This window comes from Ileibacterium valens (genome assembly GCF_001945525.1).
In the GTDB taxonomy this organism is placed as follows: domain Bacteria; phylum Bacillota_I; class Bacilli_A; order Erysipelotrichales; family Erysipelotrichaceae; genus Ileibacterium; species Ileibacterium valens.
Genome location: NZ_MPJW01000137.1, coordinates 1 through 698 on the forward strand (window position 1 = coordinate 1; position 698 = coordinate 698).

At 46.6% G+C, this 698-nt stretch carries 1 protein-coding gene; it reads right to left on the minus strand.

From position 1 onward, the window contains the following. Positions 1-115: 115 nt before the first annotated feature. Positions 116-698, minus strand: a 583-nt coding sequence (locus BO222_RS06905) for a transposase (RefSeq protein WP_158024572.1), incomplete at its 5' end; no start/stop codon positions are given.

The window sequence follows — 698 nt, forward strand, 5'->3', positions numbered from 1 at the left end:
CATGTAATTGATCACCTTTCCGGTACCTCCTGTTCTCCTCAGATTAAGGAGCAGAAGATACAAAAATAGTGGCAACTTTTCAACCGATATTCGTCAAAAAGTAGCCACTTTTAAACTAACAAATACGACACTCCCGGCAATGGCTGCATCCATAGTAATCTGTCTTCCGCTGATAAAGTCCTGCATTCGATACGCCTGTCCGTTTCCATTCCATGATATGACCGGCAGGACAGACTGGCACACCTTCTTCGGTACGGCCGAAAGCCCAGGATCTGAACCTGTTTTTGTCTGTAATCTTCTGCTGCTCCTTGTTCTGTCCGGAATATTTCATCATCAGTTCGATGCCATGCTCTTCGCACCAGGAATAATTCTCAAAGCTTCCGTATCCCGCATCTGCCGGAACCATTTTCGGGTATTTTCCATACTGCTCACAGTAGGTCTCGATGGCAGGAATGAAGTCATGGATATCGTTGCAGTTCTGGGAAACATACACTGTCCGGATATAGCCGCTGCTGACTCCAAGCTGAATATTGTAGCCGGGTTTGAAAACATTGGTGTGGTTATAGTAGTCATATTTCATGTGCATGAAGGTCGCATCCGGATCCGTTTTTGAAAAGCTGTTGCGTCCGTCAGCGAGATCTTCGTAGACGGCATATCGAAGCAGCCGGACAGATACCTGCGCAAAATCATCGTGCAGT